General features: G+C 63.7%; 18 protein-coding genes and 2 pseudogenes. 17 read left to right on the top strand and 3 right to left on the bottom strand.

Features of this window, described 5'->3' with window-relative positions; all coding sequences use genetic code 11:
* Window positions 1-73: 73 nt before the first annotated feature.
* A pseudogene (locus MESCI2_RS1000000136525) lies at window positions 74-289 on the bottom strand (tyrosine-type recombinase/integrase); the annotation flags it as partial.
* A 78-nt stretch (window positions 290-367) separates the two neighbouring features.
* On the opposite strand from MESCI2_RS1000000136525, the pseudogene MESCI2_RS1000000139260 reads away from it, so the two are divergent.
* From MESCI2_RS1000000139260 to MESCI2_RS1000000137830, 3 genes and pseudogenes are all read left to right on the top strand, one after another.
* Window positions 368-754, top strand: a pseudogene (locus MESCI2_RS1000000139260) (hypothetical protein).
* A complete protein-coding gene (locus MESCI2_RS0104400; RefSeq protein WP_155936573.1) occupies window positions 751-1,386 on the top strand; it encodes a hypothetical protein in 636 nt (211 codons plus the stop codon). Before MESCI2_RS1000000139260 ends, MESCI2_RS0104400 begins: the two are co-directional and overlap by 4 nt.
* 105 nt (window positions 1,387-1,491) lie before the next feature.
* Window positions 1,492-1,848, top strand: a complete 357-nt coding sequence (locus tag MESCI2_RS1000000137830) for a hypothetical protein (protein WP_155936572.1) — start codon at window positions 1,492-1,494, stop codon at window positions 1,846-1,848.
* Window positions 1,849-2,107: 259 nt separating this feature from the next.
* Here the strand turns inward: MESCI2_RS1000000137830 and MESCI2_RS0104385 are convergent, their stop codons facing one another.
* The gene (locus tag MESCI2_RS0104385; RefSeq protein WP_027035495.1) at window positions 2,108-2,779 is read right to left on the bottom strand and encodes a GntR family transcriptional regulator; all 672 of its coding nucleotides are present in this window, start codon (window positions 2,777-2,779) and stop codon (window positions 2,108-2,110) included.
* 134 nt (window positions 2,780-2,913) lie between these two features.
* Between MESCI2_RS0104385 and MESCI2_RS0104380 the strand changes: the two genes are divergently transcribed.
* The 8 genes from MESCI2_RS0104380 to MESCI2_RS0104345 all read left to right on the top strand — a co-directional run bounded on the left by MESCI2_RS0104380 (window position 2,914) and on the right by MESCI2_RS0104345 (window position 11,671).
* Entirely contained in the window at window positions 2,914-3,501 is a 588-nt protein-coding gene (locus MESCI2_RS0104380) for an amino acid synthesis family protein (RefSeq protein ID WP_027035494.1), read from the top strand.
* Entirely contained in the window at window positions 3,494-5,293 is a 1,800-nt protein-coding gene (locus tag MESCI2_RS1000000139135) for an alpha/beta fold hydrolase (RefSeq protein WP_027035493.1), read from the top strand. Before MESCI2_RS0104380 ends, MESCI2_RS1000000139135 begins: the two co-directional genes overlap by 8 nt.
* Window positions 5,290-6,327, top strand: coding sequence for an LLM class flavin-dependent oxidoreductase (locus tag MESCI2_RS0104370; protein WP_027035492.1), 1,038 nt, complete (start codon window positions 5,290-5,292; stop codon window positions 6,325-6,327). The genes MESCI2_RS1000000139135 and MESCI2_RS0104370 overlap by 4 nt, the downstream gene beginning before the upstream one ends.
* Before the next feature lie 10 nt (window positions 6,328-6,337).
* Entirely contained in the window at window positions 6,338-7,807 is a 1,470-nt protein-coding gene (locus MESCI2_RS0104365; protein WP_027035491.1) for an aldehyde dehydrogenase, read from the top strand.
* 57 nt (window positions 7,808-7,864) lie between these two features.
* Window positions 7,865-8,869 carry an ABC transporter substrate-binding protein gene (locus tag MESCI2_RS0104360; RefSeq protein ID WP_027035490.1) on the top strand — a complete coding sequence of 335 codons (1,005 nt, stop codon included), beginning with the start codon at window positions 7,865-7,867 and terminating at the stop codon, window positions 8,867-8,869.
* 65 nt (window positions 8,870-8,934) lie between these two features.
* Window positions 8,935-9,795, top strand: coding sequence for an ABC transporter permease (locus MESCI2_RS0104355; RefSeq protein ID WP_027035489.1), 861 nt, complete (start codon window positions 8,935-8,937; stop codon window positions 9,793-9,795).
* 2 nt (window positions 9,796-9,797) lie between these two features.
* On the top strand, window positions 9,798-10,598 hold the full coding sequence (locus MESCI2_RS0104350) for an ABC transporter permease (RefSeq protein ID WP_027035488.1): 801 nt from the start codon (window positions 9,798-9,800) through the stop codon (window positions 10,596-10,598).
* Window positions 10,595-11,671, top strand: a complete 1,077-nt coding sequence (locus MESCI2_RS0104345) for an ABC transporter ATP-binding protein (RefSeq protein ID WP_027035487.1) — start codon at window positions 10,595-10,597, stop codon at window positions 11,669-11,671. The genes MESCI2_RS0104350 and MESCI2_RS0104345 overlap by 4 nt, the downstream gene beginning before the upstream one ends.
* A gap of 425 nt (window positions 11,672-12,096) precedes the next feature.
* Here the strand turns inward: MESCI2_RS0104345 and MESCI2_RS0104340 are convergent, their stop codons facing one another.
* A complete protein-coding gene (locus tag MESCI2_RS0104340; RefSeq protein ID WP_027035486.1) occupies window positions 12,097-13,275 on the bottom strand; it encodes an acetyl-CoA C-acetyltransferase in 1,179 nt (392 codons plus the stop codon).
* A gap of 132 nt (window positions 13,276-13,407) precedes the next feature.
* Between MESCI2_RS0104340 and MESCI2_RS0104335 the strand changes: the two genes are divergently transcribed.
* From MESCI2_RS0104335 to MESCI2_RS0104310, 6 genes are all read left to right on the top strand, one after another.
* Window positions 13,408-15,345, top strand: a complete 1,938-nt coding sequence (locus MESCI2_RS0104335; protein WP_027035485.1) for an acetoacetate--CoA ligase — start codon at window positions 13,408-13,410, stop codon at window positions 15,343-15,345.
* Window positions 15,342-16,493, top strand: coding sequence for a thiolase family protein (locus tag MESCI2_RS0104330; protein WP_027035484.1), 1,152 nt, complete (start codon window positions 15,342-15,344; stop codon window positions 16,491-16,493). Before MESCI2_RS0104335 ends, MESCI2_RS0104330 begins: the two co-directional genes overlap by 4 nt.
* Complete coding sequence (locus MESCI2_RS01000000134240) at window positions 16,493-16,927, top strand: Zn-ribbon domain-containing OB-fold protein (protein ID WP_032900311.1); 435 nt, start codon at window positions 16,493-16,495, stop codon at window positions 16,925-16,927. Before MESCI2_RS0104330 ends, MESCI2_RS01000000134240 begins: the two co-directional genes overlap by 1 nt.
* A 2-nt stretch (window positions 16,928-16,929) precedes the next feature.
* The gene (locus MESCI2_RS0104320; protein ID WP_050596459.1) at window positions 16,930-17,382 is read left to right on the top strand and encodes a MaoC family dehydratase; all 453 of its coding nucleotides are present in this window, start codon (window positions 16,930-16,932) and stop codon (window positions 17,380-17,382) included.
* Window positions 17,379-18,623, top strand: coding sequence for an MFS transporter (locus MESCI2_RS0104315; protein ID WP_027035482.1), 1,245 nt, complete (start codon window positions 17,379-17,381; stop codon window positions 18,621-18,623). Before MESCI2_RS0104320 ends, MESCI2_RS0104315 begins: the two co-directional genes overlap by 4 nt.
* Before the next feature lie 66 nt (window positions 18,624-18,689).
* Window positions 18,690-19,526 carry a GntR family transcriptional regulator gene (locus MESCI2_RS0104310; RefSeq protein WP_027035481.1) on the top strand — a complete coding sequence of 279 codons (837 nt, stop codon included), beginning with the start codon at window positions 18,690-18,692 and terminating at the stop codon, window positions 19,524-19,526.
* Window positions 19,527-19,716 lie beyond the last annotated feature (190 nt).

The raw sequence follows: 19,716 nt of genomic DNA, 5'->3' as shown, positions 1-19,716 counted from the left end.
ATCAGGCGCAAAGCTGCTGGACCCAACACGAAACGATGACGACCCCGCCCGACCCAGGCGAGGTCGTCGACTTTCAGATTTCAGTTCCCTCGGCCAGCGTCAGTGCATCCTCGACGTCGACGCCGAGATACCGGACTGTGTTCTCAATCTTGGTATGGCTGAGCAGAATTTGAATTGCTCGGAGACTCCCGGTGGCCTTGTAGATGATGGAGGCCTTGGTACGACGTAGCGAGTGGGTGCCATAATCCTCACGGCGAAGGCCAACCGCCGAAACCCATTCATCGACTAGGCCCTTCTATTAACGATTGCTCAGATGTATGGACTCAGTCGCAGATTGGAAGCATTCTCCCGACGGGGAGATAGGGGCGTGGGCAAAGTCCAGCGTCATCATCAGGGTGCCAATCAGGCTGACCGCTGGCGAAAGAACGCCACGAGGCGTCGAGCGCGGTTGTGGCGATGGCAATATCTGCTTCCGCTGGTACGGTTCCCGTGGCTGTGTTTCTCACGGTGCGACCGCAAACCCTCGAACCGTTGTCGGCTTCGTCCCCGCTGGCCGGCTCACAGTAGCCGCCAGCAACGGCACGGGTAGTTGTAACATCAAAGGCAACACCTCGATCAACACCGGCGAGCGGATTTATCATGTTCCGGCCAGATGTTTTACGATGACACTGTCATCCGTCCTGAGTTCGGAGAGCAATGGTTTTGCTCGGAGGCTGAGGCACGTGCGGCGGGCTGGAGGAAGGCACGGAGATGAAAACTGCTGCAGAACCTGTAGTTTTCAAGACACCCGCCATCCCGCCGTGGGTGCACAAACTCTCGCATCCACTCTACAGAAACATTTCTTCCTTCCGCCTGGGTAATAGGCACCTATGGGGAACGGAGACGCTGCTAGGCGATTGGGATGGCGAGTACCTTTTGATCGCAAAGGACTTCTACCCGGCGCAATACATAGATGAGCGCCTAGAGGCTGGCGATCCAAATCCCTACAGCCACAACCCGAAGGCACCGACCGACAAGAACCTGCTCAAAACGCTTTGCCACTTTGGCCAGCTAGAGGATGGCTTTCGCAACACATCGTGCAATTTCCTGTACATCTCGGCCTGCTTCCTCCTCCGCAACGACGGCTTGAAGCGCGGCGAGCTGCCGGACGGGCTACTAGCGCTTTCGATTTCGGCGCCAGTTGTTCGGTTCACGCTTGACCAAATGCCGAAGCTGCGAAAGGTCATCGCGATGGGAACCGATGCCGCGCGCGCTCTCGGAGCCTCTGGACTCTACAGCGAGATCAAATCGCGGAAGCTATCGTACTTCAAAGTCAGCCACCCTTCGCGAGCGTTGTCGAATGTGGATCGATACGCTGAGTGGTCTGCTATTTTTGGAAAGCGTTAGTAGGGTGAGTGGGGATTCTGCTCTGACCGAGGGTGAGAGTGGCACGGCCGGCCAAAATCCGATCGAAGAGTTCCTGCAATACCAATACAAGGAAATCAAAGATATGTGCGCGCAATTCATCGCGCTGCTCAGCGGTATTTTATTATTCTCTGTGAACTTTTCAGACAAGCTGGTGAACGCGAAAAGTGCACCGATTTATTACAAGCACATTCTTGTCGCATCATGGTCGTGCTTCATAATCTCGATTATCGGGTGTGCCTGGCGATGGCGCTAGCGTGGACTGCCGCGCGCCGTATGCTGTGGGGCGAGGCAAACGATGCGACAAAATCGAAAGCGCTTTCTTTGAGCAGGCGGGCAGCGAATGTCATTGTGGTGGCGGGATTTATCTTCGTCTTCGGCCTCGTCTTGACCATCTTGGCCGGATTCATAACGATGCTCGATGGCGCGGCAACTCCCCGATAGATGGCCACGCCACTCGAAGGTGGATCGGGCCAGATCCTGACGATGCCCACGCCGCCCATTAATGTCCGCTCACGAGGATTTGGAGCCTGAAGCTGCCGGTCTGCAAGCGGCCCATTGCTGACATTCAGTCTGATCAAGATTCAGCGAATGGCTGCTTTGCGCCTGATCTCAGTCGTAAAGTTGCATTTTTCAATTGCTCGGAAGCAGACACTTTCTTCAAGGCGCTTCGAAGGGTTGGATAGGCTGGACTCACGGGGATCTAGACTAGGCGAAGTTTATCTCGAGCGATCTGCCAAGCCGATTCGACATGTCGCCGTGCCGCCGCTTCCGCCTCATCGGGCTTGCGCGTCCTTATCGCGTCCATGATCTCGTTCATCTCGCTGATCGCAGGCTCGCGGCGGTTCTCCGAAAGAATGGTCATCGAACGAAGCTGATTGATTCGGACATTCAGCCCGCTGACGATTTCCCAGGCGACACGCTTGTCGGCGGCCTCGAACAGCGCCTCATAGAATTTCGTCGTCGCCCGCATCACTGCCGGCGGCGTCGCCGACACCCATGCCTCGAACAGGTCCGCCAGCGCGCGTTCGAGCGTTGCCAGTTGCTCGCCGGTGGCCGACAAGGCGCAGGCGCGCGCTGCAATACCCTCAAGCAGAGCCCTGAGCTCATAGATCTCGTCGGTGCGGCCAAGGTCGGGCCTGGCCACCGCGGGCCCATGTCCGGGGATCATCTGCACGAGCCCTTCGGCCTCCAACTGCCGCAAAACCTCGCGCACGACGGAACGGCTGACGCCGAGCTGGTCGCAAAGCGGCCGCTCGACCAGCCTTTCGCCAGGCTGGAAGTGGAAATCCATGATCGCCTCGCGCATGCGTTCCAGCGCCAGTGTCCTCAAGGTCTTGGCGCTGCGGTCGATGCGAAGCGTGTCGTCTGGCATGTCTTGTCTCCTGCGCTGTCACGAAAACAGATTCCATGCCCGGTTGACAAGGTACTTGGCGCTCCATAGCATGGTATACCATAAGATTATACAGAGGTCGGACGATCCCTTGCCATCGCCAACCCGAGGATTCCATGCAGCCTGCCATCCGCAAGATTGTGACCTATACCGAGAACACGCTGATCGAAGGCGGCAAGGCTGCCCCCCGACCGCTGCGCCTGATCGGCGTCGCCGCAGTGCTGGCGAACCCTTGGGCCGGACGCGGCTTCACCGACGATCTGTCGCCCGAAATCCGCGCCTGCGCGCCGGTGCTCGGAGAGATCCTAACCCGCGAGATCATTGCCATCGCCGGTTCCGGCGACGCGATCGAGGGTTATGGCAAGGCGGCCATTTGCGGCACGTCAGGCGAGATCGAGCATGCCTCGGCGCTGATCCACACGCTGCATTTCGGCAATCACTATCGCCGCGCCGTCGGCGCCAAGACCTATCTTGCCTTCACCAACCTGCGCGGCGGGCCGAACACGCCGATCATGATCCCACTGATGGACAAGAATGACGAAGGACGGCGCTCGCATTACCTAACCGTGCATTTCCAGATCGGCGATGCGCCGGCGCCGGACGAACTGGTGGTGGCGCTTGGTGCGTCGATCGGCGGTCGCCCGCATCATCGTATCGGCGATCGCTATCAGGACCTCAAGGAGCTTGGGGACGTGCATGGCTGACGCTTTCGCATGGGCTCGACAGGACACGGCGCCCGACGGCACCGGCTTCATCCGAGCCGGCGCGGGCACGCCGGTGCTGTTCATCCACGGTGTCGGCGTGAACGCGGCGATCTGGCAGCCGCAGATCGAGCGCATGGCAGACCGCTTTGACGTGATTGCCATCGACATGCTCGGCCATGGCCTTTCGCCGCTGCCGCCGCAGCACCCGGAACTGGCCGACTACGCCGACCAGGCCGTTCGCCTGCTCGACCATCTCGGCCTCGACAAGGTGTCCGTCGTTGGCCATTCAATGGGTGCACTTGTTGCCCAGGAGTTGGCCCTGCGCGCACCGGAGCGCGTCCGCCGCATCGTTTCGCTTAACGCGGTGTTCCGGCGTCCACCTGAACTGGCCGAAGCAGTTCGCCAGCGCGCCGTGGCGCTCAACGGCCGCAGCGATACGGCCGGCACGGCACAAACCATTGCCCGCTGGTTCGGAGATCCGGTGCCGGCCGAACTGGAGGCGGCAGCGCAGAAGACGGCATCCGCACTGAGCGCGGTCGACCCGGAAGGCTATGCCCGCACTTATCGCCTGTTCGCTCGTGCCGACGGCGATCATGCTGACCGCCTGCCGACGCTGGCCGTGCCGGCCCTGTTCATGACCGGCTCCGAGGACAGGAACTCTTCGCCGGCAATGTCGGCCGCGATGGGACGCCTGGCACCGCATGGCCGCTGCACGGTGCTGCCGGGCGAAAAGCACATGATGGCGGTCGCCGCGCCCGATCTGACAACGTGCCATATCGTTGACTTCCTCGCAGAGGACGAAGCGATCGAACAAAACAACACTGCGGAGGCGAATACCGGGTTCGACAACGGCGAGTTCCGCCGTGCGCTTGGCTCCTTCCTCACCGGCGTCACCATCGTCACGACGATCGGCCCCGAAGGCGAGCCGCGCGGCTTCACCGCCAACTCCTTCACCTCGGTGTCGCTCGATCCGCCGCTGGTGCTGGTCTGCATCGCCCACAAAGCATTAGGCCATCCCGTCTTCGCGACATCGAAGAGCTTCGCCATCAACATCCTCAACGAGGGTCAGAAGGCGGCATCCGGCGTCTTTGCCTCGAAAGCGGCCGACAAGTTCGCCTCGGTGGCATGGCGGCCGGGACGGACCGGCAGCCCCGTGCTGGACGGCTCCGTCGCGTCTTTCGACTGCGACATGGAGCGGCTGGTCGAGGCCGGCGATCATTCGATCCTCATCGGCCGCGTCCGCGATTTCGAGCACAATTCGGCGCAGCCGCTCGGCTATTGCCGCGGCGCCTATGTCGCCCCCGGCCTCAGCCAGGACGCGCTCGCCGCCACCCAGCCCGGCACCGATGTCGGCGCCATTCTCGAAAATGGCGGCCGCATCCTGTTCCTGGAAACGGCGGACGGCTTTGAACTGCCGCGCGGCCGGGGATTGGGCTCGGCTGGCGATGACAAAAGCCTCCGAGGGCTGCTTGCGGCGAAGGCCATCGAAGCTCAGCTCGGCTTCCTTTTCGCCGTCTGGGACGACGCCGGAAATACTTCACGCACACATGTCTACTATCGCGGCACGTTCGACGTGCCCGCTTCCAGCGATCGCGGCATCCGGCTGATCGAGATCGACGCCATCGAAGGATTGAAGATGCCCGACCCGGCGATCCGCTCGATGCTCGCGCGCTATATCAGGGAATGCTCGGTGGATGCCTTCGGCGTCTATGTCGGCAACGATGTCGAAGGCGAGGTCCGGCCGCTCGCCAGACCCAGCGCTTCCATCGTCAATACAGGTGACCACGGATGAAATTCTCGCTCTTCGTGCACATGGAACGGTCGGACTTGGCCAAGCCGCATTCCGAGCTTGTGACCGAGCTCGAGGAGCTGGTCCTGATGGCCGAACAGGCAGGGTTCGAGACCGCCTGGATCGGCGAGCATCACGGCATGGAATTCACCATCTCGCCCAATCCCTTCATCAACATCGCCTATCTCGCGGCCAAAACCAGCCACATCCGCCTTGGCACTGGAACCGTGATCGCGCCCTTCTGGCATCCGATCAAGCTTGCCGGCGAAGCCGCGATGGCCGACGTCATCAGTGGCGGCCGGCTCGACATCGGCATTGCGCGCGGCGCCTACAGCTATGAATATCAGCGTATCTTCCCGGGGCTCGACGCCTGGGGCGCCGGCCAGCGCATGCGCGAGATCATACCGGCGATCCGCGGCCTCTGGGACGGCGACTTCGAACTCTCCGGCGAGTTCTGGCAATTCCCGCCGACCACCTCCTCGCCCAAGCCGCTGCAGAAACCCTACCCGCCGATCTGGGTGGCGGCCCGCGACCCGAATTCGCACGATTTCGCCGTCGCCAATGGCTGCAAGGTCCAGGTGACGCCGCTGGCTTCCGGCGACGAGGAGGTGACGAGCCTGATGCAGCGCTTCAACGCCGCATGCGCCGCGCATCCCGAGATCGAACGACCGGAAATCATGCTTTTGATGCACACCTTCGTTGCCGACGACGCGGCTGATGCCGATCGCCTGACGCAGGACCTGTCGACTTTCTATTGCCAGTTCGGCGCCTGGTTCCAGAACAAGAAACCGGTGCATCAAGGCATATTGGAACCGCTGACGCCGGACGAGATCGCGGCCATGCCACAATACGCGCCCGACAAGATCAGGCAGAACCTGGTGATTGGCGAGGCCGATGAGGTCATCGCCCGGCTGAAGGCCTATGAGGCGCTCGGCTACGACCAGTATTCGATCTGGATCGACAGCGGCCTTTCGCACGAGCGCAAGATGAAATCGCTGCAACTGTTCATTGACCGGGTGATGCCGGCCTTCCTCTGATCGCGAGCCCATGACCGACGCCCTCTTCAGGAACTTCATCGACGGCCGCTTCGACGAACCGTCCGCCACTTTCGACAGCGTCGACCCGTCGACCGGGGCGGCCTGGGCGAAGATGCCGGCGGCGAGCGAAGCCGATGTCGACCGTGCCGTCGAGGCGGCGCACCGCGCACTGCGCTCAGACCTTTGGCGAAGGATGACGGCGACGGCGCGTGGCAAGCTGCTGGTCAAGCTCGGCGACCTCGTCGCCGCCAATGCCGGGCGCCTTGCCGAGCTCGAGACACGAGACACCGGCAAGATCATCCGCGAGACCCGCGCCCAGATCGCCTATGTCGGCGACTACTACCGCTATTATGGCGGACTGGCCGACAAGCACGAAGGCGCGCATGTGCCGATCGACAAGCCCGATCTCGACGTCACCATCCGTCGCGAGCCGATTGGCGTTGTTGCCGCGATGGTGCCGTGGAACTCACAGCTCTTCCTCTCGGCCGTCAAGCTCGGCCCGGCGCTCGCCGCCGGCTGCACCATCGTGCTCAAGGCTTCCGAGGACGGCCCGGCGCCGCTGCTCGCCTTTGCCGAACTGGTCCAGCAGGCCGGCTTCCCCTCAGGCGTCGTCAACATCCTCACCGGCTTTGGCCAGGAGTGCGGCCGGCGCCTGACCAGCCATCCGCTGGTTTCGCGCGTCGCCTTCACCGGCGGTCCGTCGACGGCGCGCGCCATCGTCAGGAACACGGCGGAGAACCTTGCCTACACCACTCTGGAACTCGGCGGCAAAAGCCCGGTCGTCGTCTTCGCCGACGCCGACCTCGACAGCGCCGCCAACGCGGTGGTCGCCGGCATTTTCGCCGCGACCGGCCAGAGCTGCGTCGCCGGCTCGCGGCTGCTGGTCGAGCGTTCGGTGAAGGATGAATTCCTCGCCCGGCTGACGCGCAAGGCCGAGGCGATCCGCATCGGTGATCCGCAGGATCCGGCGACTGAAATGGGTCCGCTCGCCACCCTGCGTCAGCGCGACTGGATCGAGAAGGTGGTCGCGGAGAGCCTTGCCGCGGGCGGCACCCTCATTACTGGCGGCACACGGCCAGCAGGCAGCGGCTTCTATTACGCACCGACCATCATCGATGCCGGCGGCAGCGACCTGCCCTGCGTGCGCGAGGAGCTGTTCGGACCGGTGCTCAGCGTACTTGCTTTCGACAGCGAGGCGCAGGCGCTGGCACTCGCCAACGACACGCCCTTCGGCCTGGCTTCCGGCGTGTTCACCAGCAATCTCGCTAGGGCGCACCGCATGGCGCGCGACATCCATGCTGGCGTCGTCTGGGTCAACACCTATCGCGTCGTATCGCCGCTCGTTCCCTTCGGCGGCTACGGCCTGTCTGGCCTCGGCCGCGAAGGCGGGCTCGATGCCATCACAGATTACACACGCTCGAAATCCGTATGGATCAACACCTCGGACGAGCCGATCCCCGATCCCTTCGTCATGCGCTGAGGCGCGCGACGCAGGTGCACTGAGAAAAACAAGAACAGACCAACAGAGGAGAATGACATGAAACTGATTTTGACCGGCCTGCTGGCCGGGTTGCTCGCAGCGACCGCCGCCAAGGCCGATGAAATGGCGTTCACCAGCTGGGGCGGCACCACGCAAGAGGCGCAGACCAAATCCTGGGCGGCCCCCTTCGAGGCCAGCTCCGGCATCAAGGTGCTGCAGGACGGACCGACCGACTACGGCAAGCTCAAGGCCATGGTCGACGCCGGCAACGTCACCTGGGATGTCGTCGACGTGGAAATGGATTTCGCCATCAAGGCTGCCAAGGACGGGCTGCTGGAGCCGATCGACTATGCGGTCGTACCCAAGGCCGATCTCGACCCGCGCTTCAGCAATGAGCATGCCGTCGGCAGCTTCTACTATTCCTTCGTGCTTGCTTGGAACAAGGGCGCCGTTCCGGGCGAACCGACCGGCTGGGCCGACATGTTCGACACCAAGAAATTTCCCGGCAAGCGGACCTTCTACAAATGGTCGGCCCCCGGCGTCATCGAGATCGCGCTGCTGGCCGACGGCGTGCCGGCGGACAAGCTCTATCCGCTCGACCTCGACCGGGCCTTCAAGAAACTCGACACCATCAAGTCCGATATCGTCTGGTGGAGCGGCGGTGCTGAATCGCAGCAGCTGATTGCCTCCGGCGAGGCCGCTTTCGGCCAGTTGTGGAACGGTCGCGTCTTCGCCCTGCAGCAGGATGGCACCGATGTCGGTGTTGCCTGGAACCAGAACCTCACCGCCGCCGACGTGCTCGTCGTGCCGAAGGGCGCCAAGAACAAGGGCAGCGCGATGAAGTTCCTCGCTGCCGCCACCAGCCCGACCGGCCAGGCGAAATTCGCCGAGGCGAGCGGCTATGCGCCGATCAGTACCAAGGCCAAGGCTGAGATGCCGGCCGATGCCGTCAAGGCCCTGCCAGATGCCCATGTCGAGGGCCAGATCAACCTCGACATGAACTACTGGGCCGAGCATCGCGACGAGATCGCCACGCGCTGGTATGCCTGGCAGACCAACTAGCACCTAACACCGTTGCAGACCGGCGGGGCGCGGCTTGCGCTCCCCGTTCGAGACAGGACCGCTCGATGCAGGGAAATTCTTCCAGACGCGGCTCGGTCGCCGGCCTGCCGGCCGGCAGCGGCAGCGCATTGCCGGCTCTTCTCCTGGTCGGCCTGTTCTTCATCGTGCCGGTGGTGGCCCTGCTGCTGCGCAGCGTCACCGATCCTGAGCCAGGCTTGCAGAACTACGCCGCGCTGTTCGGCAGCGGCACCTATGTGCGGGTGTTCCTCAACACCTTCCTCGTTGCATCGGTCGTCACCGCCGTCACCATCCTGGTGGCGTTCCCGGTCGCCTGGATGCTGGCGATCATGCCGCCGGCCCTGGGCTCGATCGTCTTCGGCATCATCATCCTGTCGATGTGGACGAACCTTCTCACCCGCACCTATGCCTGGATGGTGCTGCTGCAGCGGACTGGGGTGATCAACCGGGCGCTGATGGGGCTGGGCATCATCCACGAGCCGCTGCCGCTCATCAACAATCTGGCCGGCGTAACCATCGGCATGGTCTACATCATGCTGCCCTTCATGATCCTGCCGCTGGTCGGCACACTGAGGGCGATAGACCCGATGACGCTGCGCGCCGCCGCCCTTTGCGGCGCAAGCCCGTTCGCGGCTTTCCGCCGCATCCTCTTGCCGCTGTCGCTGCCCGGCGTCGCCGCCGGAGGGCTGATGGTCTTCGTCATGTCGCTTGGCTACTTCGTCACGCCGGCCCTGCTCGGCGGCACATCGAACATGATGCTGGCCGAGATGATCGCACAGACGGTGCAGTCGCTGCTCAACTGGGGGCTCGGCAGTGCGGCCGCCTTCGTCCTGCTCGTCGTCACCATGGCGCTCTACGCGATCCAGCTTCGCCTGGTCGGCGCCAGGCGCACCGGCGGAGGGATCTGAGGATGCTGCTCGACTACGACAGGCTCGGATGGCTGCGTGTGGCGCTTGTCGGCTTCACGGCGGCAGTCGCGGCTTTCCTGTTGCTGCCGGTGGTCTTCATCGTGCTCCTGTCGTTCGGCTCGTCGCGCTGGCTCGCCTTCCCGCCGCCCGGCTGGACGCTGAAATGGTACCAGCAGTTGCTGGCTGATCCGACCTGGATCGATGCCGCGCTGACCAGTGCCCGGATTGCCGCCATGGCCGCCATCCTCGCCGTCGTCATCGGCCTGTTCGCCTCCTTCAGCTTGGTCAGGGGTGAGTTTCGCGGACGCCAGGTCCTGCGCGGCTTGCTGTTGATGCCGATGGTGCTGCCGGTCGTCGTGTTCGCCATCGCCATCTACGCCTTCTTCCTGCGCATCGGCCTTGCCGGCACCACGGTCGGCTTCGTCATCGCCCACACCATCCTGGCACTGCCTTTCGCCATTATCCCGATCACTGCAGCGCTAGAGGGTTTCGACAAATCCATCGAGGACGCGGCCATAGTCTGCGGCGCCAGCCCGCTGCAGGCACGGTTGAGGATCACCTTGCCGTCGATCAGGATCGGCATCTTCTCCGCGGCGATCTTCTCTTTCCTGGCCTCATGGGACGAGGTCGTGGTGGCGATCTTCATGGCAAGCCCGACCTTGCAGACCTTGCCGGTCAAGATCTGGGGCAGCCTGCGCGCCGACCTCAGCCCGGTCGTCGCCGCCGCCTCCAGCCTGCTTGTCGGCCTGACCTTGTGCCTGATGATCGTGACCGCACTCCTTCGCAGGAAATTGTCAACATGACCCGGCCATTCCTGTCCATACGCGCGGTGAGAAAGACGTTCGGCGCCTTCGTCGCCGTCCATGACGTCACCATCGATGTGCCCAAGGGGGAGTTCCTGACGTTCCTTGGCCCGTCGGGTTCCGGTAAGTCGACGACACTCTACGCCATCGCCGGTTTCCAGGATCCGAGCTCGGGCGATGTGCTCCTGGAGGACAGGTCGCTGCTTTCGGTGCCGCCGCACAAGCGCAACATCGGCATGGTCTTCCAGCGCTACACGCTATTTCCGCATCTGAGTGTCGCCGAGAATGTCGCCTTTCCGCTGCGCGTGCGCCGCCGACCGGATGGCGAGATCAAGCGCAAGGTCGCCGACATGCTGGCGCTGGTGCGCCTCGAAAACTTCGCCGACCGCCATCCGGGCGCGCTGTCGGGCGGCCAGCAGCAGCGCGTGGCGCTTGCCCGCGCGCTCGCCTACGACCCGCCGATCCTGCTGATGGACGAGCCGCTGTCGGCGCTCGACAAGAAGCTGCGCCAGGAGATCCAGGCCGAGATCCGCCGCATCCACCGCGAGACCGGCGTCACCATCCTCTATGTCACGCACGACCAGGAGGAGGCGCTGCATCTTTCGGATCGCATCGCTCTGTTCAGGGAAGGCCGCATCGAACAGATCGGTACTGGCGAGGATCTTTACCTCCGGCCGGCGAGCGAGTTCGTCGCCGGCTTCATCGGCAACTCGAATTTCCTGCCGGCTGAGCATTTGCAAACCGCAGATGGCGCATCGACGATCCGCCTGGCCGGCGGCTCGATCGTGACCGGCGTCAAGGCGACAACGTCGTTCGGCCAAGGCCAGAACGTCCGGCTGATGGTGCGCCCGGAAGCCTTCCGCTTGACGCCTACGCCGACAAGCGTGGCACTCGCCGTCGAGATCGTCGATACCGCCTTCTTCGGCGACCGACGGCGGGTCGTGGCACGCACGGCCGGCGGAGATGAGATCGACGTCAGGCCAACCTCTGACGCAGAGGTGGGCGATAGCACCGCCACATCAGGTCAGCGCATCTTTTTCGATCCCGCTTCGGCGTTCCTGTTCCCGGCCTGATGGCCGGGATTGCGCATGTCAAAGCGATTCCGTTGCGGAAAAAAAGTCCGCTTGCGAAAATGCGTGCTTAGAAGCTGTCAGTCCGCTTCTGGCCCCAATGCGGCCGCGCTGATAGCGCCATGGTCAAAATGATTGATTGATCTTTTTGGGATAAAGCTGAGGCATAGCTCGCATGGAAACTAGTCCTCTTCTTGGTCCTTAGGTTCGCCAGACCATACGAGAACATACGAAGGATATGGATTGGCGAACCACCCGCTAACTGATTGATTTTGTTGGAAAGATGGCGTCCCTCTGCGACTAACATCATCGTTATTTAACAATGGGTTACCAAGCGGTTCGCCCAAATTGATTCAAAGAGGCTGATCCGGCCATTCGACCAGGCCATTGTGCGACGCTATCACATAACAACTGCTCAGAGTCTTGGATCACCGCTCCAGGCAGATCGCCACGCCCTGGCCGCCGCCGATGCAGAGTGAGGCCAGGCCTCTGCGGGCGTTGCGCCTTGTCATCTCATGGAGCAGCGTCACCACGATGCGGCAGCCGGATCCCGCCAGTGAATGGCCGAGCGCGATGGCGCCGCCGCTGATGTTGATGATCTCCTCGTTCCAGCCCATCTCGCGATTGACCGCGATGGCCTGTGCGGCGAAGGCTTCGTTGATCTCCATGGCGTCGAGGTCGGCCGCCTGCCAGCCGGCCTTCTGCAGCGTAAGGCGTGAGGCAGCGACTGGTCCCAGCCCCATATCCATCGGCTCGACCGCCGCTGAAGCATAGGACGCAACTCGGGCGAGGGGCGTTAGCCCGAGTTCGTTCATCCGTGTCTCCGACATAACCAACACGGCGGCAGCACCATCGTTGAGGCCGGATGAGTTGCCTGCGGTGATTGTCCCCGCCGGGTTAAAGACCGGCTTCAGCTTGGCAAGTCCTTCGAGGGTGGTCGCGGGATTGGGATGCTCGTCACAGTCGACAATGACATCGCCTTGCCTGGTCTTTATCGAGACCGGGACGATCTCATCATCGAACCTCCCGGAACGGGTGGCATCATCGGCCTTCTGCTGCGAGCGCAGTGCGAATCGGTCCTGCTCATCGCGCGTGATCTGGTAGCGCTTCGCCAGCGACTCGACCGTGACGCCCATATGGACCTGATGGAAGGCGTCCCACAGCCCGTCGGTGATCATCGAATCCTTGACCACCCGGTCACCTATGCGCACGCCGCCGCGAACGCCTGGAATGAAGTGCGGCGCCGATGTCATCGAATCCTGTCCGCCGGCGATGACGCATTCGGCGTCGCCGCAGCGAATGGCCTGTGCGGCTAGATGGATCGATTTCTGCCCGGCGCCGCATACCTTGTTGATCGTCATGGCGGGTACGCTGACCGGCAGGCCAGCCCTGAGCGAAGCCTGTCTTGCCGGGTTCTGCCCGGCGCCGCCGGTCAGCACCTGGCCCATGATCACCTCGCTGACGGCATCAGGCGCGAGCCCGGATTCGGCCAGCATCGCCTGAATGAGTTGCCCACCCAGTTCCGCGGCGGAGAGGCCGGCGAGCGCGCCGTTGAGCTTGCCGATTGGCGTGCGTTTGGCGGCGACGATGTACACTGCATCCTGCAATTTCCTGTCCTCCATTGGTGCGGCATAGAGGGCGTGTTCGCCGCTTGACATTCTGGTTATAACCAATAATCTGAAAGTGACCTGCAGACAAGATGACGGCTTCGCGCCGGCCTGCATTCCGGGAGGAAATTCATGTCATCCGTGCTTTGGACGCCGGCGCCGGCCGCGTTCCAATTCTCGAATCTTGCGCGCTTCGCGACAGCGAACGGCTTCAGCCCGCACGACTACGAGACGATGCATCGCTGGTCGGTCAGTGACCTCAGCGCGTTCTGGCGGGCGGTGTGGGACTTTGCCGGCGTGACCGGCGATCCGGGCACGCGATCTTTCCTGCGCGACGACCACGCGCCGATGACGCGGAGCCAATTCTTTCCCGACGCATCGCTCAATCTCGCGGAAAACCTGCTGCGTGGCGACGATCACCGGGTCGCGGTCATCGAGGCCGACGAAAGCGGCCATTTCCGCATCGTCACCCTTGGCGACCTTCGCCGGCGCGTCGCGAGGATAGCGCAAGGCCTGTGCGCGGCCGGCGTGGCGAGGGGCGACAGCGTCGGCGGTATCCTGCCCAACCGGGTCGAAGGCCTCGTGGCGCTTTTGGCGACGCTTTCGATCGGCGCCGTCTGGTCGTCCTGCTCGCCCGATTTCGGCGCCGCGGCGATCGTCGACCGCCTCGGCCAGATCGGCGCCAAGGTGCTGTTCGCAGCACCGCGCTACCGCTATGCGGGCAGGGAGCACGACATTTCGGAGAGGCTCGCCGAGATCGTCGCGGCACTGCCGACGGTGACCACGCTGGTGCTGACCGGCGACGATAAACCCACCATGCCGGCGGCTGTCGCCTTCGAGGATTTCGGCGGCGACGGCGCGCTGACCTTCGAACGTGTGCCCTTCGATCATCCGGCCTATGTGCTCTACACCTCCGGCACCACGGGTGCGCCGAAGGCGATCGTCCACCGTACCGGCGGCGTCCTGCTCCAGCACCTGAAGGAGCATCTGCTGCATGGCGATGTCCGTCCCGGCGACGTGATGAGCTGGTACACCAACACGGCCTGGATGATGTATCACTGGCTGATCTCGGGCCTCGCCTGCGGCGCGGCTGTTGTGCTCTATGACGGCGCGCCGATCCTGAAGACCGCTGATGGCCTCGACCCCAGTCCGCTGTGGACAATGGCGGAGCGCGCACGCGTCACCCATTTCGGCACCAGCCCGAAATATCTGGCCACGCTGGCCGCCGAAGGCTACGCGCCCGGACGTCTGCACGACCTGTCCTCGCTGCGCTCCCTGCTCTCTGCCGGTGCGCCGGTTTCCCCCAGCCAGTTCGACTGGGTCTACGCGCATGTGAAGCAGGATATGATCTTTGCCTCGATCTCGGGCGGCACCGAGATCATCGGTTGTTTCCTTCTCGGTTCACCGATCCATCCGGTTCGCTGTGGCGAACTGACAGTGAAGGGGCTAGGCCTCGCGGTGGTTGTCATGGACGAGCGCAATGCGCCGGTCATAGGCAGGCAGGGTGACCTCGTGTGCACCGAACCGTTCCCGTCCATGCCGCTGACATTCTGGGGAAAGGACGGCGACGCGCGCTACCACGCCACCTATTTCGCGGCACGCCGGGAAATCTGGACGCATGGCGATGTCGCGGAGATGACCGCGCATGGCTCGGGGATCATCCATGGTCGATCGGACACGACGTTGAAGCCCGGCGGCGTGCGCATCGGCACTGCCGAAATCTACGCCGCCTGCGAAAACTTTGCCGAGATCGAGGATTGCCTGGTGTTCGGCGCGCCGGTCGAAGGCGACGAGGAGATCGTGCTTTGCGTCAAGCTCAACGACGGTTTTGAGCTAACGCCTGAGTTCGCTGCGCAGATCCGCCGCGCCATTCGTGAAGGCGCATCGCCGCGCCACGTGCCGCATCGCATCCATGCGGTGCGGGCCGTGCCCTACACGCTCAACGGCAAGAGGGTGGAAGGGGCGGCGCGAACGACACTTGAGGGCAAGCCGGTGAAAAACATCGCTTCGCTCGCCAATCCCGCATGCCTTGAGGAATACCGCGCGCTCGACCGGAGCAGAGCGGCATGAGCCAGGCCAAGGGAGCGATCGTCGGCATCGGCGAATTGAAACCGCAGCGCTTGACCAGCGGCGTGACGACGTTGGAGATGATCGCCGAGGTCGCGCGTCTGGCGGTGTTCGATGCCGGGCTGGAGCCGGCTGCGATCGACGGGTTGCTGGTCGGGCCGCAGGTCGGCGAGACGCCGCAACATGTCCCGGCGACCATCGCCGAGTATCTCGGGCTGGCACCGACCATGGCCAATGTCGTCGACCTCGGCGGCGCTTCGGGTGCAGGCATGGTCTGGCGCGCGGCGGCGGCAATCGAGGCCGGCATGTGCGAGACAGTGCTGTGCGTGCTCGCCAACAACCGCGAAGAGGCTCCATCGCGCTCGCCCAACCGCAATCCGATCCGCGAGTTCGACGTGCCGTTCGGCGCCTCGGGCGCCAACATCTCCTACGCGCTGCTGATGCAGGCGCATATGGCCGAGCATGGCTCGACAGCCAGGGATTTCGCGCTGATCGCCGCGGCGGCACGGGCCAACGCACAGCTCAACCCCGACGCGATCTTCTACGGCAAACCGGCCGATGTGGAGGCGGTGCTGGCCTCGCCCATCATAGCATCACCGCTGCATCTCTATGAAATCGTCATGCCGGTCGCCGGCGGCGAGGCTGTTGTCGTCACATCGGCCGAACGCGCGCGTTCGCTGCGCAAGCCTACCGTGCATCTGCTGGGGGCCGGCGAGAAGGTCACTCATCGCGCGGTCAGCCAGGCGCCCAGCCTCACCTCCGGTCCGCTGAAGAGCGCCATGGCGCGGGCTTTCGCGCAGTCCGGCACCAGGGCAGATGAGATGGATCTCCTGTCGCTCTACGACTGCTACACGATCATGGTCGCCACGACGATCGAGGATGCCGGCCTCTGCGCGCCCGGCCAGTTCGGCGCGTGGCTGCGCGACCACGACCTTACTCACAATGGCGACAAGCCGCTCAACACGCATGGCGGCCAGCTCGGCTTCGGCCAGCCCGACCTTGCCGGCGGCATGACGCATGTCGTCGAGGCGGTGCGTCAGCTGCGCGGTGAGGCGGACGAACGCCAGATCGGCAAGGCCGAGCTCGCGCTGGTCACCGGCAATGGCGCGACGATGAGCGAGGCGACCGCGCTCGTGCTGGGAGCCGCCTGATGTCCGTCGATCTCAACGCCTTGAAAACCCCCGGTCCGACGATCACCGCGTTGACCCAGCCATTTTGGGATGCGGCGGCACAAGGCCAACTGAAAATCCAGCACTGCGAGGACTGCGGCAGGCCCGTATTCTACCCGCGGCCGATCTGCCCGCATTGCTGGAGCAAGCGCCTGGTCTGGAAAGAGGCGTCGGGCAAGGGGCGGCTGAAATCCTTTTCGCAAATACGCAAGCCCGGCCATCCCAGCTGGTTGCCGGCAGCACCCTATGTGGTCGGGCTGGTCGCACTGGCGGAAGGCCCGACCATGCTGAGCTTCATCCTGCCTGGCGCGCGGCCGCCGCACGTAGGAGACGCGCTGCTGCTTGCGCCGACGGCCATCGGCGGCCGCGTCCTGCCAGCCTTCAAACCAGTTGAAACCGCAACAGAGGAGAAGTGACAATGAGCGCAGAGACGAAAGACGGCTGGGCGGGTGTGGTCAAGGGCCGCCCGCAAGTGGGCGCCTTTGCAGAGCGCACGCGCCGCACGCGCGCCAGCGACATCGAAGCCTTCACCGACATGACAGGCGACCGCAATCCGCTGCATTATGACCGCGCGCTAGCCGAGAAATCGGTGTTCGGCAAGCTGATCGTCCAGGGCGGAGTCACGTCAGGCATCCTCAATGCGCTGGTCGCCGAGGATCTGCCAGGACCGGGCACCGTGTTCCTCGAAGTCGCGTGGAAGTTCGTCAAGGCGGTCGGCGTCGACGAGGAGATCACCGGACGCGTCGAGGTCAAGGAGGTGCGCCCCGACAAGCCGATCTGCAAGATCGAGACATCGGTGCGCAACGGCCAGGGCGAGCTTTGTCTTACCGGCACCGCCACGGTGTTCACAGTGCCGCTGCAAGGCGCATGAGCGCTGCGGGCGACAGCCCAACTGGCGTGGCCACCGACGCCGAACGCTGGCGTGTGCTGTCGCTGCTGTGCCTGGCTGTCGTTCTGTCGCTGACCACCTGGTTTTCGGCAACCGCCATCCTGCCCGAGCTGAAGCAGGAACTGACGCTTGGCTCCGGCGCCGAGGCCTGGCTGACCAACGGCGTGCAGGTCGGCTTCGTGATAGGCGCGCTGGCGGCGAGCCTCGTCAACCTTCCCGACCTCGTGCGGCTCAGCCGTCTGATGGCGGCCGCCGCACTGGTTGCTGCGCTCGCCAATGCCAGCCTGCTGTTTCATCTCGACCCGGGCGGCGCCATTGCCGCGCGCATCGTCACCGGCGCGGCCCTTGCCGGCGTCTATCCGCCGGCTCTGAAGCTGGTCGCAACCTGGTTCGCGCGCGACAGGGGGCTGGCGCTTGGTGCGGTCATTGGAGCGCTGACCATTGGCTCGGCACTGCCGCATCTCTTTCGCGCCGCATCGAGCGCGCTCGACTGGCGGCCGGTGGTTGCGGCCGCCAGTCTGGCGACGGCGATCGGCGCGCTGCTGTTCGCGCTGTTTGCCCGGGAAGGGCCTTATCCGTTCGGCAAGGCGGTGTTCGAGCCGTCGCGTATTGGCCAGGTGTTTCGTGAAAAGCCGCTGCTGCTGGCCAATCTCGGCTACCTCGGACACATGTGGGAACTCTATGCCATGTGGGCCTGGCTGCTTGTCTACACGCGCGCGGCCTTCGCGGCGCAGGCCATCGGCACCGCCGCGGTCGCCTCGCTGGCGACCTTCTTCGTTGTCGCCTCGGGCATAATCGGCTGCCTGCTAGGAGGCTATCTGTCGGATCGCATCGGCCGAACGGCGACCACGGCCGGTATGATGATCGTCTCGGGGAGCTGCGCCCTGCTGATGGGCTTCGTGTTCACCGGACCGTTCTGGCTGTTCATGCTGGTGGCCGTCGTCTGGGGCATTTCGGTGATCGGCGATTCCGCGCAATTCTCCGCCGCCATCACCGAGCTTGCCGACCGCCGCTTTGTCGGCACGGCGCTGTCGGTGCAATTGGGCGCCGGCTTCGCGCTGACGGTGCTCGCCATCTGGCTAACGCCACACTTCGCCGACCTCATCGGCGGGTGGCGCTGGGCCTTCCTGTTGCTGGTTCCCGGGCCGCTTCTCGGGGCCGTGGCCATGCTGTGGTTGCGAAACTTGCCGGAGAGCGTGAATATGGCCGGCGGCCTCCGCTAGGGAGGACGCTGCCGCCTTGAGTCGCGGCATTGATTTGCGGCGGGCTGAATGGAACAAACAACCAGAATGCGGGGGCGTCCTCGCTACGACCAGGAAGATGCCGGGGCTGCCGAGGCGTTCCGCTCGATCGGCTCCAAGGTCGAGCTCAACCGCGACGAGGCTGCACCGCTGTGGGTGCAATTGCGCAACCAGGTCGAGGAAGCCATCAACACCGGTCTGCTGGCGGCCAATTCGCGCATCCCTTCCGAGCAGGCGCTGTGCGATTTCTTCGGTGTCTCGCGTCCGGTCGTGCGTGCCGCGATCGGCTCACTGTCCAGCGAAGGCCGCATCATCAAGATGCCGCGCAAGGGCATGTTCGTCGCCGCACCGCGCGAGCATGTCGACTTCATGACCGCCAATCTCGGCGTGTTCGACGACCTGACGGCGAAGGGCCACAAGGTTTCGACGCGCACGCTCGAAATCTACCGTTGCCCGCCGAGCGAGAAAGAGTCCAAAGTCTTCGGCATTCCCGCCAATGGCAGCGTGGTCCGCATCAGCCGCGTCTACATGACCGACGGCGCGCCGATCACCATGACACGCATCAGCCTGCCGGGGCACAGGGTGCCGGGGCTCGAAAACATCCTTTCGGAAAACCAGTCGATTTTCGGCACCATCCGCGCGGTGTTCGGCCTGACCGTGAAGCGCGCAGACCGTTGGCTGCGCGCGGCTTTGCCCACCAAGGAAGAGGCCGAGCAGATGGGCGTTGCCGCCAACACGCCGCTGATCGAAATCGAGTCGATTGCCTATGATGCGGACGGTGCGGCGCTCGAATATTACGAGGCCTTCTACAACTCCTCCGTTGCCCGCATCCACATGGCGGTCGAGCAGCCGTCGGCGATGGTGAACGGTGTCGATCGCACCTGAATCTTATCACTTAAAAAAGTTTCTGTTTTCTGGTTATAACCAGATTGACTGGCCTGGAAAGCTTCTGTAACGTCCTTGTCATGGGTCGGGAGGAGCCTGACCCCTACGGCATTATCAGGATCGGCTTGCGACGCCGCCTTGGCGGCGAGGGGAAGATTTTGCCCGCGCCCAAGTCTGATCCTGATGGAGG

Origin of the sequence: Mesorhizobium ciceri WSM4083, from assembly GCF_000519305.1 — a bacterium.
GTDB classification, from domain to species: domain Bacteria; phylum Pseudomonadota; class Alphaproteobacteria; order Rhizobiales; family Rhizobiaceae; genus Mesorhizobium; species Mesorhizobium ciceri_B.
Note: the sequence above shows the minus strand (reverse complement) of the source record. Positions and strands in the feature narration are given on the sequence as shown.

Bases quoted from the DNA above. Each gene is read 5' to 3' on its own strand.
- MESCI2_RS1000000139135 (WP_027035493.1), top strand. From the start codon at position 3,494: ATGGCTGACGCTTTCGCATGGGCTCGACAGGACACGGCGCCCGACGGC.
- MESCI2_RS0104350 (WP_027035488.1), top strand. From the start codon at position 9,798: ATGCTGCTCGACTACGACAGGCTCGGATGGCTGCGTGTGGCGCTTGTC.
- MESCI2_RS0104385 (WP_027035495.1), bottom strand. From the start codon at position 2,779: ATGCCAGACGACACGCTTCGCATCGACCGCAGCGCCAAGACCTTGAGG.
- MESCI2_RS0104315 (WP_027035482.1), top strand. From the start codon at position 17,379: ATGAGCGCTGCGGGCGACAGCCCAACTGGCGTGGCCACCGACGCCGAA.
- MESCI2_RS0104370 (WP_027035492.1), top strand. From the start codon at position 5,290: ATGAAATTCTCGCTCTTCGTGCACATGGAACGGTCGGACTTGGCCAAG.
- MESCI2_RS0104365 (WP_027035491.1), top strand. From the start codon at position 6,338: ATGACCGACGCCCTCTTCAGGAACTTCATCGACGGCCGCTTCGACGAA.
- MESCI2_RS01000000134240 (WP_032900311.1), top strand. From the start codon at position 16,493: ATGTCCGTCGATCTCAACGCCTTGAAAACCCCCGGTCCGACGATCACC.
- MESCI2_RS0104360 (WP_027035490.1), top strand. From the start codon at position 7,865: ATGAAACTGATTTTGACCGGCCTGCTGGCCGGGTTGCTCGCAGCGACC.
- MESCI2_RS0104320 (WP_050596459.1), top strand. From the start codon at position 16,930: ATGAGCGCAGAGACGAAAGACGGCTGGGCGGGTGTGGTCAAGGGCCGC.
- MESCI2_RS0104335 (WP_027035485.1), top strand. From the start codon at position 13,408: ATGTCATCCGTGCTTTGGACGCCGGCGCCGGCCGCGTTCCAATTCTCG.
- MESCI2_RS0104310 (WP_027035481.1), top strand. From the start codon at position 18,690: ATGCGGGGGCGTCCTCGCTACGACCAGGAAGATGCCGGGGCTGCCGAG.
- MESCI2_RS0104345 (WP_027035487.1), top strand. From the start codon at position 10,595: ATGACCCGGCCATTCCTGTCCATACGCGCGGTGAGAAAGACGTTCGGC.
- MESCI2_RS0104400 (WP_155936573.1), top strand. From the start codon at position 751: ATGAAAACTGCTGCAGAACCTGTAGTTTTCAAGACACCCGCCATCCCG.
- MESCI2_RS0104380 (WP_027035494.1), top strand. From the start codon at position 2,914: ATGCAGCCTGCCATCCGCAAGATTGTGACCTATACCGAGAACACGCTG.
- MESCI2_RS0104330 (WP_027035484.1), top strand. From the start codon at position 15,342: ATGAGCCAGGCCAAGGGAGCGATCGTCGGCATCGGCGAATTGAAACCG.
- MESCI2_RS0104355 (WP_027035489.1), top strand. From the start codon at position 8,935: ATGCAGGGAAATTCTTCCAGACGCGGCTCGGTCGCCGGCCTGCCGGCC.